The organism is Rhizorhabdus sp. P4_G6 (assembly GCF_056401045.1).
On sequence record NZ_JBFUKC010000007.1, the window covers coordinates 88,091 to 101,165 of the forward strand.

Sequence of the window (13,075 nt, forward strand, 5' to 3'; positions counted from 1 at the left end):
ATCCGTCTAGTTGGACCGCGTCCGAGGACTGGAGGGGCTTGATAGGTGGGCGTGACCGATCCTGATGTCACTGGGGATGTGGTGCGCGCGGTGCTCGTCGACGTGCTCGCGCTGGACGCGCGCCGCGTCGCCGGGTTCACCGCGGAGACCGCGCTGTTCGGTGCGCTGCCCGAACTCGACTCCATGGCCGTTGCCGGGCTGCTCACCGAGCTGGAGGACCGGCTTCACATCATCATCGACGACGACGAGGTCGACGGGGAGATGCTTGAAAGCTTCGGCGCGCTGGTCGCCTTCGTCCGGGGCAAGGCGAAAGGCTGACGCGGCACATCCTCGCTGCCCCTCCCTCGCAAGGAAGGGGAGCCTGGCTCAAGCCGCCTTGGCGTCGGCCTTCGATTCGAAGTCCGCCTCCGCGAGAAAGCGCTCGGCATCGAGCGCCGCCATGCAGCCGGTGCCCGCCGCCGTGACGGCCTGCCGGTAGAGCTTGTCCGATACGTCGCCGCAGCCGAACACGCCGGGCACATTCGTCCGGGTGCCACCCTTCTCGACGATCAGATAGCCGTCCTCGTCCAATTCCAGATGGCCGCGGAACAGCTCGGTCGAGGGATGGTGCCCGATGGCCACGAAACCGCCATCGACCGCCAGGCTCGACGGCTCGCCGGTCTCGCTGTCCTTCAGCGCGATGGCGACCAGGCCCTGATTGCCCTCGCCGCCGACGAAGCGCTCGACCTGCTTGTTCCACAGCACCTTCACATTGGGATGCGCGAACAGCCGTTCCTGCAGGATCTTCTCGGCGCGCAGCGAATCGCGGCGATGGATCAGCGTCACGTCCTGGCTGTGGTTGGTCAGGTACAATGCCTCCTCGACCGCGGTGTTGCCGCCGCCGATCACCGCGACCTTCTTGCCGCGATAGAAGAAGCCGTCGCAGGTCGCGCAGGCCGACACGCCCTTGCCGCCCAGCTCCTGCTCTCCGTCGATGCCCAGCCACTTGGCCTGCGCGCCGGTCGCGATCACCAGCGTGTCGCAGACATAGAGCGTGCCGCCGTCGCCGCGCAGGCGGAAGGGCCGCTCGCTCAGGTCGACATCGACGATCATGTCCCAGATCATGGTCGCCCCGACATGCTCGGCCTGCGCCCGCATCTCTTCCATCAGCCACGGCCCCTGGATCACGTCGCGGAAGCCGGGGTAATTCTCGACATCGGTGGTGATGGTGAGCTGGCCGCCGGGCTGCAGCCCCTGCACCACGATCGGCGCGAGCCCGGCGCGCGCGCCATAGATCGCGGCGGACAGGCCGGCCGGGCCCGATCCGAGGATCAGCATGCGGGTCGAGTGAGTGGCGGTCATAGGCGCTGGCGCTCCGGGATTCGGGTTAGAGTGTCAGGAATTCAGATAGGGGTGCATGGACCAGCTTGGCAACCGCCCCAGCTTTACCAGCCCTTAGCTTTCGGTCGTTACGGAACTCGAAAATCTATGCAGTGCTATAGGCGGGATTGGCGGGCCATGAAAATTCGACGACTGCGCAGCCTTCGAGGGCAGGAATGCGGCAAAGCGGCGCTGAAACTGGTGTTTTGCAGTTGCCTGCTCGCCATTGCCCTGGCCACCTCGTCGCCGGCGTTCCAGGCGAATCCGCTGCTCGGCAAGACGGTGAGCGACATCCGGCAGCATTTGCCCGCGACATTCCAGAAGATCACGGAAGCGATGGGTGGGCGAGGCTGAAGCCTATCGCTAAATGCGAATTATTATCAAAAAGCGGTTGACACTCTTGCGAGTGATTATCAATAGCTCCCTCATGAACAGCGGAATAGCCGCCATGAGGGGAATATTATGTCATCGACCAACCGACCGACAACCCACACCCCGGCCTTCCTCGCGCTAGGCTGCATCGGCTTCATCGCCTCCGCACCGGCGCTGGCGCAGGACAGCGGCCAGCCCGCCGGCAGCGAGAAGCGGCTCGGCGGAATGACGGTGACCGACACCGCGATCGACGAGGAGGGCTATAAGGCCGAGCGCGTCGAGAGCCCCAAGGCAGTTGCCCCGCTGCTCGATACGCCACGCTCGATCGTGGTCGTCGACAAGCAGGTCATCAAGGACACCGGCGCGGCGACCCTGGTCGACGCGCTGCGCACCGTTCCCGGGATAACCTTCGGCGCGGCCGAAGGCGGCAATCCGATCGGCGACCGGCCCTTCATCCGGGGCTTCGACAGCCAGGGTTCGACCTATCTCGACGGCGTCCGCGACATCGGCGCGCAAACCCGCGAGATCTTCGCGGTCGAGCAGATCCAGGTGGTGCGCGGTTCGGATTCGACGCTCGGCGGGCGCGGCAGCGCCGGCGGCTCGCTCAACGTGATCTCCAAGCTCCCCGAGCGCGAAACCTTCTTCGCCGGGTCGGGGAGCTACGGCACCGACGATTACAAGCGGATCACCGGCGACGTGAATTATCGCCTGTCGGACAACATCGCCGTCCGACTGAACGCGATGTGGCACGATCAGGACGTCGCGGGCCGCGACGCTATTTACCAGAAGCGCTGGGGCATCGCGCCGTCGGTGACGATCGGCATGGACGGGCCGACCAGGCTGACGCTCAGCTATTATCACCTCGACACCGACGAGCTGCCCGACAGCGGCCTGCCCTTCCTCTATGCCTGCTCGGCCACGATCTGCAACGCGCCCTTGGGCAACACGATCACGACGCCTGCGCTGGGGAATGTCACGACCGCCAGCGGCGTCACCGGCCATATCGGGCGGGACACCTTCTACGGCCTCAAGAACCGCGACTTCCGCGACAGCAAGACCGATCAGGCGACCATGCGCATCGAGCATGACTTCGGCACGGTGAAGCTGCGCAACACCTCGCGCTTCAGCCATACGTCGCAAGCCTACAGCTTCCTGCTGCCCGACGATTCAACTGGCAACGTCTTCGGCAATCCGGCCAACCTGGCAGGACAGCCCGGTGGACAGGTCTGGCGCCGCGCCAACACCCGCTTCGGCAGCACCGATGCCGTCATCAACCAGACCGATCTGTACGGCACGGTCGAAACCGGCGCGATCAAGCACAGCTTCGCGATCGGCGGCGAGCTGAGCTGGGAACGCGCCGAGCGCGGCGCCCTAGTCCTCTCTACCGGGTCGTCCATCAATCCCCGCTGCTCAACGCTGGCGGTCGCGCGCTATTATTGCACGAGCCTGTTCAACCCGGACCCGAACGATCCGTGGATCAACTATTCCAACGACACCGCGACCGGCGTTCCCACGCCGATCGCCCGCGCGGCGCCGGCCGCCCGAACGATCAACCATGGCAATACCCGGGCGCTCTACGCCTTCGACTCGATTACGTTGACCGAGCAGCTGATCATCAACCTCGGCGCGCGCTACGACCGTTTCGCCTCGCGCACGCTGCTGCCGATTTTCGCTGGCCAACGCCCGGAAATCCGTCGAACCGACAATATCTTTAATTGGCAGGCGGGAGCGATCTTCAAACCGACGCCAGACACCAGCGTCTACGCATCCTACGCGACCGCAGCGACACCCCCGAACAGCCTGATCGGCGAAGGCCAGGAACAGAACGGCCTCGGCACCATCGCCAATACGGTCACGCCGGCACAGGCTGCAACGGCGATAGCCGCACTCAAGGACGCCGCGAAGAACGCGCTAAAGGTCGAGAAGACCAAATCTTTCGAAATCGGCGCCAAGGCCGATCTGTTCGGGGGTGGACTATCGCTGACCGCCGCAGGCTTCCAGACCAAGACCAAGAATGCCCGCGTGACCAGTGATGCCAATACCGCCGCCTATATCGGCGAGCGGCGCATTCGCGGTATCGAGTTGGGTTTCAACGGCAACATCACCGACGAATGGAACGTCTTCGGCGGCTACACCTATCTCGACGCCAAAGTCATCAACGGCGGCTTCACGACACTGACCGCTGCCGCCGTTCCCGGTCAGGATGCGAAGCCGTTTGCGGTGCCCTCGGCGATGACCGGCAAGCGGTTCCCGCAGACCGCCAAGCACAGCTTCACATTGTGGACCAACTATAAGGTCACCGAGGCCTTGTCGGTCGGCGGCGGTGCCTTCTATTCGAGCAAGGTGTTCGGCGGTTATGGCGACGACCGCCGCGCGACCCAGACGAGCGCCGGCGTGATAACGGTGACGCCGATAACCCGGACTCTGGCCCGCGCGGTGCCGAGCTACTGGCGCTTCGACGCGCGGCTCAGCTACAAGATCAACGACAATATCGATCTGGCGGTCAACGTCCAGAACCTGACCAACAAGACCTATTTCAGCCAGGTCTACACCTCGCATTATGCGACGATCGCGCCCGGCCGCTCGGCCTTCGCGACACTCAGCTTCAAATATTGAGGCCGCCTTCCAACCGTCACCCCGGCGGAGGCCGGGGTCTCGGGAGACTGGGCGCTATTCTCCCGAGATTCCGGCCTTCGCCGGAATGACGCAGAAGATCGGATGAAGCAGTCGTCATGACCGAAGCCCTCACCATCGAAGCGATCATGGCCATGTCGGCCGAGGAGGTCGCCCGCCGTCTCTCCGGCCCGCCCGAGCAGCGCGCCGCCTTCGTGGCGGTCGCGGCCGAGGGTGGCATCGCCGAGGCGCAGGCTGTCTATGGCCAGATGCTGCTCGACGGCGCGGGTGTCGCCGCCGACCCGAGGGCGGCGGTCGGCTGGTTCGACAAGGCGGCGCGCCAGGGCCACGCCATGGCGATCAACATGATGGGCCGCTGCTATGATCTCGGCTGGGGCGTGGCGGTCGACAAAGCGCGCGCCGCCCAATGGTTCAAGGCGGCCGCCGACCGTGGGCTGGACTGGGGCCTCTATAATTATGCGACCGCGCTGGCACTGGGCGAAGGCGTGGCCGAGGACAAACCCGCCGCGCTTGCTCTGTTCCGCCGCGCGGCGGCGATGGGCAATGCCAAGGCGATGAACTTTGTCGGCAGCTTCCACGAGGATGGCTGGGTGGTCGAGCGCGACCTGGCCGAGGCGGCACGCTGGTATCAGCGCGCGGCGGAGGGCGGCGATTTCCGGGGCCGCTTCAATCATGCCCGCATGCTGGCCGACGCCGGCCGGATCGACGAGGCGCGGGCCTGGCTCGCGCGGGTGCCTGAAACGGCGACGCCGGCGTTCCTGGAGAAGCTTGAGACCTGGCTCGAGAGCCGCCCGGCGCTGCGGTAGCGCAAGCCCAGTATCCCATATTTGCGCCCCGGTGCTGGGCCGCAATGCTCCGATTGCACGCGCCTTCACCCGCCCTTAACCATCTTTTGCTACATATGCGCCGATGGATTTCCCAGTAATCGATCCGCCGTCCCGACCGGCTCTGGCACGCGAGCGCGATGCGTTTGCCGCAATCTGCCGATCCCAGGCCGTCATGGAATTGGGACCGGACGGCACCATCCTGTGGTGCAACCAGCTCTTCCTCGATATCATGGGATATGCGCTCACCGACATCGTCGGACGTCATCACAGCATGTTCTGCAGCGCGGGCTATGCGCAGAGCGTCGACTATCGCCGCTTCTGGGAGAAGCTCGCCGGCGGGTCCTTCGATGGCGGCGAGTATAGGCGGATCGGCCGGGGCGGCCGCGAGCTATGGCTGCAGGCGACATATAATCCGATTATCGGCGACGATGGCCGGCTCGAGTGCATCCTGAAGATCGCATCCGACATCACCGCCACGAAGAAACGCAACGCCGATTTCGAAGGCACTGTGAAGGCGATCCTGCGATCGCAGGCCGTGATCGAGTTCAAGCTCGATGGCGTCATCATCTGCGCCAACGAGAATTTCCTGAACATCTTCGGATATGACGAGCGTGACCTCATCGGGCAGCATCATAGCCTGCTCTGCTCGAGCGACCTCGTCGGCTCCGAGGAATATCGCCAGTTCTGGCATCGGCTGGGACGCGGCGAATATCAGGCAGGCCGCTATCGGCGCCGGGCCAGTGATGGCAGCGACATATGGATCCAGGCCACCTATAATCCCGTGCTCGATGCCGATGGCCGTCCCTGGAAGATCATCAAATTCGCCAGCGACGTCTCGGACCAGGTTCGGCTCGAACGCGAGGTTCGTGATCGGCTGGAGGAGAGCGACGGCTTCCGCGACGATCTGGAGCAGCGCGGCGACGAGCTTCAGAGCATGATCGGCGAGGTCTCGAAGATCATCGCCGTCATCAACGGCATTGCCGCCCACACGAATCTTCTGGCGATCAACGCGACAATCGAGGCCGCACGGGCGGGCGAGGCGGGTCGCGGATTTGCCGTGGTGGCAAGCGAAGTGAAGAAGCTCGCCAGCGATACCAAATCGGCCACCGAACGTGCCACGAGCATGATGGCCAAGCGCGTCGGACGTGTCGGCGCTGGAAGCGATAACCTCGCCCATTTCGATCGCGGCTGACAGGATCGGGCAGGCGGCTACCCAGGCGCCCTTCCGCTCCGGGCTTATGGCGACGCCACGCCGATGAAATGGGCGACATTGCTCGGTTCCTGCCTGTGCGGCCCGAACTATTGTTGACGGCGGACTGCTCCCCGCTCCACTCATTACACCTTCATAAAGAAAAATATTGTAACGGATGCGCACCATTCGGAACGTATGCTTTTGTCCCATGTTAATTTGGCATGAACAGGCGGCTATTAACAGGACTACATCGCACCTTCAGTCGACGCTGGAAGACAGTGCCTGGAATAAGTTCCATATTGGTGGGATTTTTTATCATTGGAGGTATGGCAGCATCTCCAAATATCCAATCTTATAGTTCACAAGTATCCAGTTATTTACCTTTCGAGGATCCGTTTCTGGATATGGCCTATCGTTCGCCAGGATCACGCGTGGGCGATACTCTACAAAAGAAGCCCTATCATCAGATGGCGTCGTCGCCGGCCGAGCGCGTGCTTTCCGGCGTGCGAGAGACACCTGTTGACTTCGACCAGCCGCCCTTTGCCCCCTTCGACAGCTTCGGCCCTCCGCCGCTATTCTCCACACCAGTGATACCGGAACGGACTGCCTTCTTTGCCGGATCGCCACCACTGCCGGTCGGATCGGGCGGTATCGATTATCCGGCGACAGTCTCGGAATCGATACCGGCGGTGCCGGAACTCTCCACCTGGGCGATGATGATCATCGGCTTCTTCGTCACCGGAGCAGCCGTCCGGCGCCGCCGCCACGGTCCGCGGGGCGATCGCATCCGCCCCTCGAAACGCCATGGCTGCGCCTGAACGAGTTCCGACGTCGAAGGCTTTGCGGTTCACGACGTTCCTGGCTGCCGCGCTGCTGGCACCCGTGGCCGCCGAGGCGCCGCCGGCTACCCCACCGGCACTTCAGGCGGCCCCGCCACACAAGGAAAAAGCCGATCGGATCTACTATCCCGCCCATTCGGAATCGGAATGGATCAGCGGCGGACATCGCTTCCCGATCAGGAGCCTGCTCAACATCCGCAAGAAAATGCGGTTCGGCGATTTCGTCTGGAACGAGAAGGATGTTCCGGCCGGGCCGAGCTGGATATTGGTGGATCTGTCGCTTCAGACAATCTCAGTCTTCAGGGCCGGACATGAAATCGGTTCCGCCGTCATCCTGTACGGGTCCGACGGCACGCCGACACCGACCGGCCTGTTTGCGATCATCGAACGCGACCAGCGGCATCGGTCCACGCTGTACGACGCCGACATGAACTACATGCTGCGACTTACGATGGACGGCGTCGCGATCCACGCGAGCTCGGTTCGCGAAGGCTATGCCACCCATGGCTGCATTGGCATTCCGAACGGCTTTGCCGCGCACCTATTCAGCGCCATGAGGAAGGGTGACGTCGTGGCAATCCGGCAGCACGCAGCAAGCGCAACCTGATCACCATCGGGTATTTGTTAACCTTGTGTTGACGCAATCCTGACAAAATCTCCGCTCAGCCGGGATTTTGTCTATGCTTCAGCGCCACTACCGCCGTAAAGTCGGTTACCTTTTGTTAACCTTGTTTGCGCCGATGTTAAGCGGTGGGTCGACGGCGACGCTCAATGCGGAGGATCGTCTTCTCGCCGCCCATAACCGGGAGCGCGAAGCGGTCGGCGTGCCGCCCCTCGTCTGGGACGACGCCCTGTCGGAGTCTGCCCGCGGCTGGGCCGATCAGCTCGCAGCGACCGGCTCCTTCCATCATGCCCCGGAAAGAAGCTTCGATCCCGAAGGCGAGAATCTGTGGGCAGGTACGAAGAACTATTTCTCGCTCGAGCGCATGGTCGCGGCCTGGGTGCGGGAGAAGCGTTTCTTCGTGGCTGGAAGATTTCCCGACAACAGCACGACCGGCAATGTCGCCGATGTCGGGCATTACACCCAGCTCATCTGGCGCAACACCACCAGGGTCGGCTGCGCCACCGCATCCGGGGCCGTCGAAGACGTCCTGGTATGCCGCTATAGCGCGGCGGGAAATTACCGGGGGCAGCTGCCCTTGTAGCAGCCGGGCGAGGGATCGAAGATGCCGGCCCGGGCGTTGAGCGGGCATGGTGAAAAACCTGTATCTCGTCGCCGCCATCGCCGCCGCGCTATCCTCCGCGGGGCATTGCGCACCCCGCAATTCCGGCGCCACGGCCGACGACCGGCCGCTCACCCGCACTCGCGGCGTCCCCCGCGATGTCGAGCTCACTCCGCACGAGTTCGGCCATTGGATGAGTACGGTGTGGCGAGGCGGCAAACCGACGCGGACCGCAGCCTCGCAGGGCGCGGCCGAGCCCGCCACGATGGCCGAGGAGTTCAACATGGCGGATGCGGACGGCAACGGGCGGATCACGAAGGAAGAGCTGGCGGACTATCTGGCCCGGCCCGGCACCCGGTGACCCGCAGCAACTGATATCGGACTGCTGGATCGACCGATCGAGTCCGCCCTCTTGGGAGTGCGGACTCGATGGACGTCGGTCGTTGACTAAATATGCTCCGTTGTGCATATACATGCTTATGCAGGTAGATCTCTTCCATGTTCTCGCGGATCCCGCCCGCCGCCGGGTCGTCGATGCGCTCAGCCGCGGCGAGCGACAGGTCAATGATCTCGTCGCCGAAGCCGGCATTCACCAGTCCGGCGTATCGCGTCATCTGCGCATCCTGCACGACGCCGGCTTCGTCACGATGCGGCCGGAGGGGCAGCGGCGGCTCTATTCGCTGAAACCCGATCGCTTTCGCGAGCTCGACGCCTGGCTCGCCACATATCGCCAGCTCTGGGAAGCCCGCCTCGACCGTTTCGGCGACGCCCTCGCCGCCCGCCAGCAGCTAAGGAAGCACAGAAGGAGCTCGGATGATGAATGACCAGATCGAGTCCAATCTCGTTATCGAGCGCAGCTACCAGGCCGATGTCGAGGAGCTCTGGGCGCTCTGGACGACCAAGGATGGGTTCGAATCCTGGTGGGGGCCCGATCAGTTCCGCGCCGACGTCCATCGCATCGAAGCGCGCCTCGACGGCGCGCTGGTCTACGACATGGTCGCCGACACGCCCGAGGCGATCGCCGCAATGGAGAAGATGGGCGCGCCCACATCCCAGCCCTGCCGGGGCAGGTTCACCGAGTACAAGCCGAACGAGCGGCTCGTCCTGACCCAGGTGATCGATTTCCTGCCGGGCGTAGCGCCCTATGACAGCACGATCACCGTCGACTTCTTTCCCGTCGCGGACGGCAGGGTGCGCATGGTGGTCACGTTGAGCCGGATGCACGATGCCGCGACCACGGCGATGCAGAAGGAAGGCTTCACCAGCCAGCTGTCGAAACTGGACCTGCGTTATAAAGACAAGGAGTGAGGATCATTCTATGGCCCCGACTTCGCGAACAACCGCGCGAAGCGCGCGCGCGCCGCCTTGTCGGCCCTGATCCGGCTCTCGTCTTCCGCCGCCACCCGCACCGCAGCCGTCGTCTCGCGCAGGCGTTCGGACAGGAACACGGACAGCGCGCGGTAGAAGCGCGCCGCGAACACCGGCTCCTCCTCGAAGCGCTGGAGGATCAGCTTGCGGGGAATCGCCAGGACTTCGGAGGGCTCCTCGCCCACCACCGACACCAGCGGCGCGTGGCGTTCGACGAAGGACATCTCGCCGACCACGTCGCCGCGCAGCAGCTGGGCGACGCGGACGCCGTCCTCATGGACCACGCCGAGCAGGCCGCTCGTCACGAAGAACAGGTCGGCGATCGGCTTGCCTGCGACGACCAGCTTCTCGCCGGCCTTGAGACTGCGCAGCTTGCCCATCGAGAGCAGCCACAGCATGTCGGCATCGCTGAGGCCGGCGGCGATGTATCGGGCGTTCTGCATCAGCGCTTCAGCACCGAATGGCGCAGATAGGCGCCATAGGCGCTCTTGCCGAGCGCGTCGGCGAGCCGCTCGACCTGGGCGGCATCGATGAAACCCTGATCATAGGCGACCTCCTCCGGGCAGGCTATCTTGAAACCCTGGCGTTTCTCAAGGGTGCGGACGAACTCTGCGGCCTCGATCAGGCTGTCGGGCGTGCCGGTGTCGAGCCAGGCATAGCCGCGGCCCATCAGTTCGACCGAGAGCTTGCCCGCGGCGAGATAGGCCTTGTTGACGTCGGTGATCTCCAGCTCGCCGCGCGCCGAAGGCTTCAGCGAGCGGGCGATGTCGACCACGTCGGCGTCGTAGAAATAGAGGCCGGTCACCGCCCAGTTCGATTGCGGCGCCGCCGGCTTCTCCTCGATCGACACCGCCCGCATCTTGTCGTCGAACGCGACCACGCCATAGCGTTCGGGATCGGTGACATGGTAGGCGAACACCGTCGCCCCCTCGGTGCGCGCGACGGCGCTCTTGAACAGCTCGGTCGAGCCATGGCCGTAGAAGATATTGTCGCCGAGGATCAGCGCCGACGGCCCTTGCCCCACGAAATCCGCGCCGATGATGTAAGCCTGGGCCAGGCCATCGGGGCTCGGCTGGACGGCATAGCTGATCGCCATGCCCCATTGGCTGCCATCGCCCAGCAGCGCCTCGAAACCAGGGGTGTCGCGCGGCGTGGAGATGACCAGCACCTCGCGGATCCCGGCGAGCATCAGGGTCGACAGCGGATAATAGATCATCGGCTTGTCATAGACCGGCATCAGCTGCTTGGACGTGACCGCCGTCATGGGATGCAGGCGCGTGCCGGAGCCGCCCGCCAATATGATGCCCTTCACCGAATCACGCCCCCGCCCGGCCTTACCAGCTCATCGATAATGTCCCGGATGGCGCGGCGCCAGTCGCGCGGTTGGATGCCATAGTCGGCGGCGACCTTCGCGGTCGACAGGCGCGAGTTGGCGGGCCGTCTGGCCGGCGTGGGATAATCGGCTGTGGTAATCGCCTCGACCTCGGCTGTGGGACCGCCGGCCGCCGCGCTCAGCGCGAAGATCTGGCGGGCGAGGTCGCACCAGCTCGCCTCGCCGGCGTTGACGAAGTGATAGATGCCGGTGGACGCCCGCGGGCCCTCGACCAGCCGCCGGACGATGGTGCGGATCGCGGACGCGATGTCCTGCGCCGATGTCGGGCAGCCATGCTGGTCGTCGACCACGCGCAGCTTCGGGTTGGCGGTGGCGGCGCGGAGCATCGTCTTGAGGAAATTGCCGCGATGGGCGGACAGCACCCAGGCGGTGCGCAGGATCACCGAGCGCGACTGCCCCGCGAGCACCGCGCGCTCGCCCTCGCGCTTCGAGGCGCCATAGACCCCGAGCGGGGCGACAGGATCATCCTCGGTGTAGAAACCATCCTTGCTGCCGTCGAACACATAGTCGGTCGAGACATGGATTAGCGGAATACCGGTGTCCGCCAGCCAGCCCGGCGCCTCGCCATTGACCAGGAAGGCGGCGTCGCGATCCCGCTCGGCCTTATCGACCGCGGTATAGGCGGCGCAGTTGACGATCGCATCGAAGCGCCTGCCGCGCAGATAGGCGGCGAGGCTGACCTGCGAAGCAATGTCGAGTTCGGCGCGGGTCGGGTAATGTATAGACATATCCGCCGGCCAGTCCTGCCGCGCCAGTTCGAGGCCGATCTGCCCCTGCCCGCCAGTGACGAGGATGTTGCGCATCGTCATGCCTTGGCCAGGCCTAGCCGGCCGGTATCGTAGCGCCCGGCGAGGATGTCGCCCCACCAGCCGCGATTGTCGAGATACCAGCGGACGGTGTGCTCGATGCCCTGTTCGAAGCTGACCTGCGGCTCCCACCCCAGCGCATCGCGGATCTTCGCGGCGTCGATCGCATAACGGTGGTCATGACCTGGGCGATCGGCGACGAAGCCGATCTGTTCGGCATAGCGCCTGCCGTCGACGCGTGGGCTCAGCCGGTCGAGCGTCGCGCAGATCGCCGTGACCACGTCGATGTTGCGGCGTTCGGAATTGCCGCCGACATTATAGGTTTCGCCGGGCAAGCCGCGCTCGAACACGGTGCGCAAGGCGCGGGCATGATCCTCGACGAACAGCCAGTCGCGGACATTGGAGCCGTCGCCATAGACCGGCAGTGGCTCACCGGCGAGCGCGCGGATGATGATCAGCGGAATCAGCTTCTCGGGGAAATGATAAGGCCCGTAATTGTTCGAGCAGTTGGTGACGAGCACCGGCAGCCCATAGGTGTGGCCCCAGGCGCGGACGAGATGATCCGATCCCGCCTTCGACGCCGAATAGGGCGAGCGCGGATCATAGGCGCTGCTCTCGGTGAACAGCCCTTCGGGGCCGAGCGAGCCGAACACCTCGTCGGTGGAAATGTGGTGGAAGCGGAAGGCCGCCTGGCGCGCCGCGTCGAGCCCCTGCCAATAGCCGAGCGCCTGCTGCAGCATCGTGAAGGTGCCGACCATGTTGGTCTGGATGAACGCGCCCGGCCCGTCGATCGAGCGGTCGACATGGCTTTCGGCGGCGAGGTGGGCGATCACGTCGGGCTGGAACTCGGCGAGCAGGCGGCCGACCAGCGCGCCGTCGCAGATGTCGCCCTGCACGAAGCGGTAGCGCGCGCTGCCGGCCACCGGCGCCAGCGAACTCAGCAGCCCGGCATAGGTCAGCTTGTCGAGATTGAGCACCTCATGCCCGGTCTCGCCGATCAGGTGGCGGATCAGCGCCGATCCGATGAAGCCGGCGCCGCCGGTGACCAGGATACGCATCGTC

The 13,075-nt window shown here is 64.6% G+C and carries 16 protein-coding genes; 11 read left to right on the plus strand and 5 right to left on the minus strand.

Features of this window, described 5'->3' with window-relative positions; translation table 11 throughout:
• Nucleotides 1-45: 45 nt before the first annotated feature.
• Nucleotides 46-318: an acyl carrier protein gene (locus AC1DPF_RS09725; protein ID WP_477869632.1), complete on the plus strand. Its 273-nt coding sequence runs from the start codon at nt 46-48 to the stop codon at nt 316-318.
• Between the two features lie 48 nt (nt 319-366).
• Here AC1DPF_RS09725 and trxB read toward each other — a convergent pair whose 3' ends face one another.
• Complete coding sequence (gene trxB, locus AC1DPF_RS09730) at nt 367-1,341, minus strand: thioredoxin-disulfide reductase (protein ID WP_477869630.1); 975 nt, start codon at nt 1,339-1,341, stop codon at nt 367-369.
• Nucleotides 1,342-1,467: 126 nt separating this feature from the next.
• Between trxB and AC1DPF_RS09735 the strand changes: the two genes are divergently transcribed.
• The 10 genes from AC1DPF_RS09735 (at nt 1,468) to AC1DPF_RS09780 (ending at nt 9,754) form a co-directional block, all read left to right on the plus strand.
• Nucleotides 1,468-1,713, plus strand: a complete 246-nt coding sequence (locus AC1DPF_RS09735; RefSeq protein ID WP_477869628.1) for a hypothetical protein — start codon at nt 1,468-1,470, stop codon at nt 1,711-1,713.
• Nucleotides 1,714-1,821: 108 nt separating this feature from the next.
• Nucleotides 1,822-4,347 carry a TonB-dependent receptor gene (locus tag AC1DPF_RS09740; protein ID WP_477960975.1) on the plus strand — a complete coding sequence of 842 codons (2,526 nt, stop codon included), beginning with the start codon at nt 1,822-1,824 and terminating at the stop codon, nt 4,345-4,347.
• A gap of 116 nt (nt 4,348-4,463) precedes the next feature.
• Nucleotides 4,464-5,171: a tetratricopeptide repeat protein gene (locus tag AC1DPF_RS09745; protein ID WP_477869624.1), complete on the plus strand. Its 708-nt coding sequence runs from the start codon at nt 4,464-4,466 to the stop codon at nt 5,169-5,171.
• 103 nt (nt 5,172-5,274) lie between these two features.
• Complete coding sequence (locus AC1DPF_RS09750; protein WP_477960977.1) at nt 5,275-6,384, plus strand: methyl-accepting chemotaxis protein; 1,110 nt, start codon at nt 5,275-5,277, stop codon at nt 6,382-6,384.
• 302 nt (nt 6,385-6,686) lie between these two features.
• Nucleotides 6,687-7,202: a PEPxxWA-CTERM sorting domain-containing protein gene (locus AC1DPF_RS09755; RefSeq protein WP_477961089.1), complete on the plus strand. Its 516-nt coding sequence runs from the start codon at nt 6,687-6,689 to the stop codon at nt 7,200-7,202.
• Complete coding sequence (locus AC1DPF_RS09760) at nt 7,189-7,830, plus strand: L,D-transpeptidase family protein (protein WP_477960979.1); 642 nt, start codon at nt 7,189-7,191, stop codon at nt 7,828-7,830. The genes AC1DPF_RS09755 and AC1DPF_RS09760 overlap by 14 nt, the downstream gene beginning before the upstream one ends.
• A 133-nt stretch (nt 7,831-7,963) precedes the next feature.
• Entirely contained in the window at nt 7,964-8,428 is a 465-nt protein-coding gene (locus AC1DPF_RS09765; protein WP_477869609.1) for a CAP domain-containing protein, read from the plus strand.
• 46 nt (nt 8,429-8,474) lie between these two features.
• The gene (locus tag AC1DPF_RS09770; RefSeq protein WP_477869608.1) at nt 8,475-8,807 is read left to right on the plus strand and encodes a hypothetical protein; all 333 of its coding nucleotides are present in this window, start codon (nt 8,475-8,477) and stop codon (nt 8,805-8,807) included.
• A 118-nt stretch (nt 8,808-8,925) separates the two neighbouring features.
• Nucleotides 8,926-9,270 carry an ArsR/SmtB family transcription factor gene (locus AC1DPF_RS09775; protein WP_477869606.1) on the plus strand — a complete coding sequence of 115 codons (345 nt, stop codon included), beginning with the start codon at nt 8,926-8,928 and terminating at the stop codon, nt 9,268-9,270.
• Nucleotides 9,260-9,754 carry an SRPBCC family protein gene (locus AC1DPF_RS09780; protein ID WP_477960981.1) on the plus strand — a complete coding sequence of 165 codons (495 nt, stop codon included), beginning with the start codon at nt 9,260-9,262 and terminating at the stop codon, nt 9,752-9,754. The genes AC1DPF_RS09775 and AC1DPF_RS09780 overlap by 11 nt, the downstream gene beginning before the upstream one ends.
• An 8-nt stretch (nt 9,755-9,762) precedes the next feature.
• On the opposite strand, the gene AC1DPF_RS09785 is transcribed toward AC1DPF_RS09780, so the two are convergent.
• The 4 genes from AC1DPF_RS09785 to rfbB are packed head-to-tail and all read right to left on the minus strand — an operon-like array spanning nt 9,763 to nt 13,071.
• Nucleotides 9,763-10,257 (minus strand): Crp/Fnr family transcriptional regulator, encoded by a 495-nt coding sequence (locus tag AC1DPF_RS09785; protein ID WP_477869602.1) that lies wholly within the window; start codon nt 10,255-10,257, stop codon nt 9,763-9,765.
• On the minus strand, nt 10,257-11,126 hold the full coding sequence (gene rfbA / locus AC1DPF_RS09790) for a glucose-1-phosphate thymidylyltransferase RfbA (protein ID WP_477869600.1): 870 nt from the start codon (nt 11,124-11,126) through the stop codon (nt 10,257-10,259). The genes AC1DPF_RS09785 and rfbA overlap by 1 nt, the downstream gene beginning before the upstream one ends.
• Complete coding sequence (gene rfbD / locus AC1DPF_RS09795; RefSeq protein WP_477960983.1) at nt 11,123-12,010, minus strand: dTDP-4-dehydrorhamnose reductase; 888 nt, start codon at nt 12,008-12,010, stop codon at nt 11,123-11,125. The genes rfbA and rfbD overlap by 4 nt, the downstream gene beginning before the upstream one ends.
• 2 nt (nt 12,011-12,012) lie before the next feature.
• Nucleotides 12,013-13,071, minus strand: a complete 1,059-nt coding sequence (rfbB, locus tag AC1DPF_RS09800; RefSeq protein WP_477869596.1) for a dTDP-glucose 4,6-dehydratase — start codon at nt 13,069-13,071, stop codon at nt 12,013-12,015.
• Nucleotides 13,072-13,075 lie beyond the last annotated feature (4 nt).

What these genes read in the sequence shown, in the direction of transcription:
- trxB (WP_477869630.1), bottom strand. Translation starts at nt 1,341, where the DNA reads ATGACCGCCACTCACTCGACCCGCATGCTGATCCTCGGATCGGGCCCG.
- AC1DPF_RS09735 (WP_477869628.1), top strand. Translation starts at nt 1,468, where the DNA reads ATGCAGTGCTATAGGCGGGATTGGCGGGCCATGAAAATTCGACGACTG.
- AC1DPF_RS09740 (WP_477960975.1), top strand. Translation starts at nt 1,822, where the DNA reads ATGTCATCGACCAACCGACCGACAACCCACACCCCGGCCTTCCTCGCG.
- AC1DPF_RS09745 (WP_477869624.1), top strand. Translation starts at nt 4,464, where the DNA reads ATGACCGAAGCCCTCACCATCGAAGCGATCATGGCCATGTCGGCCGAG.
- AC1DPF_RS09750 (WP_477960977.1), top strand. Translation starts at nt 5,275, where the DNA reads ATGGATTTCCCAGTAATCGATCCGCCGTCCCGACCGGCTCTGGCACGC.
- AC1DPF_RS09760 (WP_477960979.1), top strand. Translation starts at nt 7,189, where the DNA reads ATGGCTGCGCCTGAACGAGTTCCGACGTCGAAGGCTTTGCGGTTCACG.
- AC1DPF_RS09765 (WP_477869609.1), top strand. Translation starts at nt 7,964, where the DNA reads ATGTTAAGCGGTGGGTCGACGGCGACGCTCAATGCGGAGGATCGTCTT.
- AC1DPF_RS09770 (WP_477869608.1), top strand. Translation starts at nt 8,475, where the DNA reads ATGGTGAAAAACCTGTATCTCGTCGCCGCCATCGCCGCCGCGCTATCC.
- AC1DPF_RS09775 (WP_477869606.1), top strand. Translation starts at nt 8,926, where the DNA reads ATGCAGGTAGATCTCTTCCATGTTCTCGCGGATCCCGCCCGCCGCCGG.
- AC1DPF_RS09780 (WP_477960981.1), top strand. Translation starts at nt 9,260, where the DNA reads ATGATGAATGACCAGATCGAGTCCAATCTCGTTATCGAGCGCAGCTAC.
- AC1DPF_RS09785 (WP_477869602.1), bottom strand. Translation starts at nt 10,257, where the DNA reads ATGCAGAACGCCCGATACATCGCCGCCGGCCTCAGCGATGCCGACATG.
- rfbD (WP_477960983.1), bottom strand. Translation starts at nt 12,010, where the DNA reads ATGCGCAACATCCTCGTCACTGGCGGGCAGGGGCAGATCGGCCTCGAA.
- rfbB (WP_477869596.1), bottom strand. Translation starts at nt 13,071, where the DNA reads ATGCGTATCCTGGTCACCGGCGGCGCCGGCTTCATCGGATCGGCGCTG.